This is a genomic window from Dietzia timorensis, from assembly GCF_020742175.1.
Classification (GTDB): domain Bacteria; phylum Actinomycetota; class Actinomycetes; order Mycobacteriales; family Mycobacteriaceae; genus Dietzia; species Dietzia timorensis_A.
On the sequence record NZ_DYXM01000049.1, the window covers coordinates 1 to 3,880 of the forward strand.

General features: G+C 69.3%; 3 protein-coding genes and 1 pseudogene. 2 read left to right on the plus strand and 2 right to left on the minus strand.

The features are described 5' to 3' along the window. Positions 1–239 (plus strand): annotated as a pseudogene (locus K8V11_RS02305) (hypothetical protein); the annotation flags it as partial. Beyond that, positions 229–1,578: a Dyp-type peroxidase gene (locus K8V11_RS02310; protein ID WP_303910600.1), complete on the plus strand. Its 1,350-nt coding sequence runs from the start codon at positions 229–231 to the stop codon at positions 1,576–1,578. The pseudogene K8V11_RS02305 and the gene K8V11_RS02310, both read left to right, overlap by 11 nt. A 103-nt stretch (positions 1,579–1,681) precedes the next feature. Here the strand turns inward: K8V11_RS02310 and K8V11_RS02315 are convergent, their stop codons facing one another. Both K8V11_RS02315 and K8V11_RS02320 read right to left on the minus strand, forming a co-directional pair. After that, a complete protein-coding gene (locus K8V11_RS02315) occupies positions 1,682–2,641 on the minus strand; it encodes a MaoC/PaaZ C-terminal domain-containing protein (protein ID WP_303910601.1) in 960 nt (319 codons plus the stop codon). Positions 2,642–2,649: 8 nt separating this feature from the next. After that, positions 2,650–3,880 (minus strand): 3-oxoacyl-ACP reductase (locus K8V11_RS02320; protein WP_303910602.1); only part of this gene is annotated, 1,231 nt, incomplete at its 5' end.

Here is a 3,880-nt window from a genome sequence, read left to right on the forward strand (position 1 = left end):
ACCACATCATGCTCGTCAATCTCGGCGAGCCGATTACGCCCGGACAGGATCTCAAGCTGACGCTGCACTTCTCCGATGGTTCCGAAAGCGTCACGACCGTGCCCGCCCGTGCGTTCGAGGGCGCGCAGGAGGAATACCACGCCGACGACGATGACGAGGGCATGGACCACGGCGACATGAACCACGGCGACATGAATCATGGCGACATGGACCACGGTTCCGAGGGCAATGACCACTGAGCCCCGCCCCGACGAGACTCGACACACCAACGAAAAGAACACACGAAGCCGCAAGCACACGCGCCGCGCCTTCCTCGGCGGCACGTCGGCCGCCGCGGTCGGCGTTGCCGGCGGCGCTGCCCTGACCGCCTGCGCCCGTGCGGACTCCGGCTCGGGGGCAGCGGCAGGCGCGGCGGAGGCGAAGCTGTCACCGACCGCCGTCGGCGAGGCGACCATCCCGTTCTATGGCGAGCACCAGGCCGGGATCGCCACACCGCCCCAGGCGCACTGTGTGTTTCGGGCGTTCGACCTCGCCGGGGCGCCGGACAACCGTCGCGATTATGCGGCGGTTCCGCGGCTCGGCGGGGACGACGCGAAGCGGTTCGCCGCGGCGCTCAAGGGCGTGCTCCGCGTGTGGACCGACGACGGCGCGCGTCTCGTGCAGGGCGAGGCGGGCCTCGCGGACATGGATCCCGAGCTCGCCGAGAACCCGGCGCGGCTCACGCTCACCGTCGGCTTCGGCCCGCGGCTGTTCGACCTCATCGGCCGGCCCGAGTTGCGGCCGCGGTGGCTGCGGCAGATGCCGGCGTTCGAGATCGACGACCTCGACGAGGGGTTCAACGGCGGGGATCTGCTGCTGCACATCGCCGCCGATGATCCGCTCACCGTCGCGAACGCCTCGCGGCTGCTCTCGGCCGGTGTGCGCGGGCTCGTCGTTCCGCGCTGGTCGCAGCAGGGGTTCCGCAAGGCGGCGGGCGCGCACCCGAAGAACATGACCCAGCGCAACCTCTTCGGCCAGCTCGACGGCACCGTCCAACCGGACACCGGCGGCGACCTCGTGTTCTGCGGGGCGGGCGAGGAGCAGGAGTGGATGCGCGGCGGCGCAGGCCTCGTGCTGCGTCGCATCGTCATGAACATGGAGACATGGGAGGAGGTCGATCCTCCGCAGCGCGACCTGTCCCTCGGGCGCTCGCAGTCGACGGGCGCGCCGCTCAACGGCGAGCACGAATTCGATCCCGTCGACCTCGAGGCGAAGGACAAGGCGGGGCTCGAAGTGATCCCGCCGCAGTCCCACGTCGCCCGCGCGCACGCCCGCACCCCGGAGGAACAGTTCCTGCGTCGCCCGTACAACTTCACCTCTGACGCCGGAGGAGGCGATCCCGAAAGCGGACTCCTCTTCGCGGCGTACTGCGCGAACATCGACCGTCAGTTCCTCCCGGTCCAAGAACGCCTCGCGGAGGCGGACCTGCTCAACACCTGGACCACGCCGACCGGTTCCGCGGTGTTCGCGCTGCCGCCGGGCCTCGGCGAATCCCGGGCGGAGGGAGGAGGTTTTCTCGGCGACGGGTTGTTTGCCTGACTCCGGCGTCATAACCGGAAATACGAAAAAGCCGCGCCCCCGATCCCGGTAAAGGGAGGGGGCGCGGCTTTGACGTGGGCCTATGCCCACAGCGCGAGAGCTCTTAGAGCTCCTCGATGGTGGCCGTGGCGAAGACGTGGCCGAGCTTGCGCGGCTTGCGCGCGGTGATCGTCCAGCCTCCCTCGGAGGCGTCGACGCCGTCGACCGCGTTCGCGGCGACGTCCTCGCGGGCGTAGACCAGCACCTTCGCCGGCAGCACGACGGGCTTGCCGAACTGAACGGTGTAGCGGGCCTGCGCCGGGATGTCGCCCTCGACCGAGCCGAGGAGCGCCGCTGCGGTCCACATGCCGTGCGCGATGGTGTTCGGGAAGCCGAACGCCTTGGCGCCCACCGCGGACACGTGAATCGGGTTACGGTCGCCCGAGACCTCGGCGTAGTGCGAGATCTGGCCGCCGTCGACCGACAACGTGGTCGTCGGATCGCCGATCTCGTTGGCCGTCGGCGGTTCCGGCTTCTCCGGACGCGGGGCGTCCTTCGGCGGGGTGAGCGAGGTGCGGCGCTTCGACAGGAAGCTCGACACCTGGCGCCATGCCGGATCCGGCTCGTTGGGCGTGTAGACCTCGGAGACCATGTCCACGAGGAGCCCGCTCGGGTGCTCGCGAAGGTTCTCGGCCCACACGCGGATGAACAGCTCGTCGCCGACCAGGATCGGCCGGTTCGAGGTGATCTCGTTACGCAGGTGCACCGCGCCCATCGCGGGGAACGGGAAATCCTTCGAGGTCATCAGCTTCATCGCCACCGGGAAGGTGAGGATGAACGGGTAGGTGAGCGGCAGCTCGCTCGCCAGTCGGAGGCCGGTGACCTCCGTGTACTGGGCGAGGTCGTGCGCACTCACCGAGATGCCGGACACCTCGTAGCCGATGGACGGCATGGAGTCGGCCTTGCGGTTGGTCCCCAGGACGGGCACCTGATCCACGGCGGCCTTGCCGTACATGCTCAGCAGGTTCGGCACCTCCGGCAGCTTCTCGAAGGCGACGTCTGGGTTCAGCTTGGGAGTGCTCATATCTGGAACTACGCTCCCAGCAGCGACTGGCCGCAGACACGGATGACATTGCCCGTGACGGCGGACGACGCCGGGTTGGCGAAGTAGGCGATGGTCTCGGCGACGTCGACCGTCTGGCCGCCCTGCTGCATCGAGTTGAGACGGCGTCCGACCTCGCGCGTGGCGAACGGGATGGCGGCGGTCATCTGCGTCTCGATGAAGCCCGGGGCCACGGCGTTGACGGTGATCTTCTTGTCGGCGAGCTGCTCGGAGGCGCCGTCGACGAAACCGATGACGCCGGCCTTGGTGGCGGCGTAGTTCGTCTGGCCGCGGTTACCGGCGATGCCGGCCATCGAGGAGACGCCGATGACGCGGGAGCCCTCGCCGAGGATGCCCTTCTCGGTGAGTTCGGCGGTGATGCGCTCCGGCGCGATGAGGTTCACGGCGAAGGTCGAGTCCCAGCGGGCTGCGTCCATGTTGGCGAGCGTCTTGTCGCGCGTGATGCCGGCGTTGTGGACGATGATGTCGAGCTTGCCGCCGTGGCGCTCGGTGACGTGCTTGGCGATGACCTCCGCGGCGTCGGCCGAGGTGACATCGATGGGCAGCGAGGTGCCGCCGACCTTGTTGGCGGTCTCGGACAGGCCCTCACCGGCGGCGGGGATGTCGCAGCAGATCACGTGCGCGCCATCGCGGGAAAGGACCTCGGCGATCGTGGCGCCGATGCCGCGGGCGGCACCGGTGACGACGGCAACCTTGCCCTCGAGCGGGGTATCCCAGTCGGCGGGGGCGGCGGCTGGCTTGTCGTCGACGCGGTACACCTGGGCATCGACGTAGGCGGACTTGCCCGAGAGGATGAAGCGGAGGGTGGACTCGGCGCCCGCGAGACCGGTGTCGGCCTTCGCAGAGACGTAGACGAGCGACACGGTGGCGCCGCGACGCATCTCCTTACCGAGGGAACGCGTGAAGCCCTCGAGGGCTCGCTGGGAGATGCGCTCCTCGACCGAACCGGTCTCGTCGGGGGTGGTACCGAGGACGACGACGCGGCCCGACGGCACGACCTTGCGGATCACCGGCTGCAGGAAGTCGAACATCTCGCGAAGATCCTCGGGCTTGCGGGCGCCGGTGGCGTCGAAGACGAGGCCGCCGAATTTGCCCTCGTAGCCGGCGTCGGCGATCTCGTAGTCGCCGGAGAGCATCTCGCGGATCGGCTCGGCGAGGCGGCCCTCGCCACCGATGAGCACCGGGCCGGTGAGCGCCGGC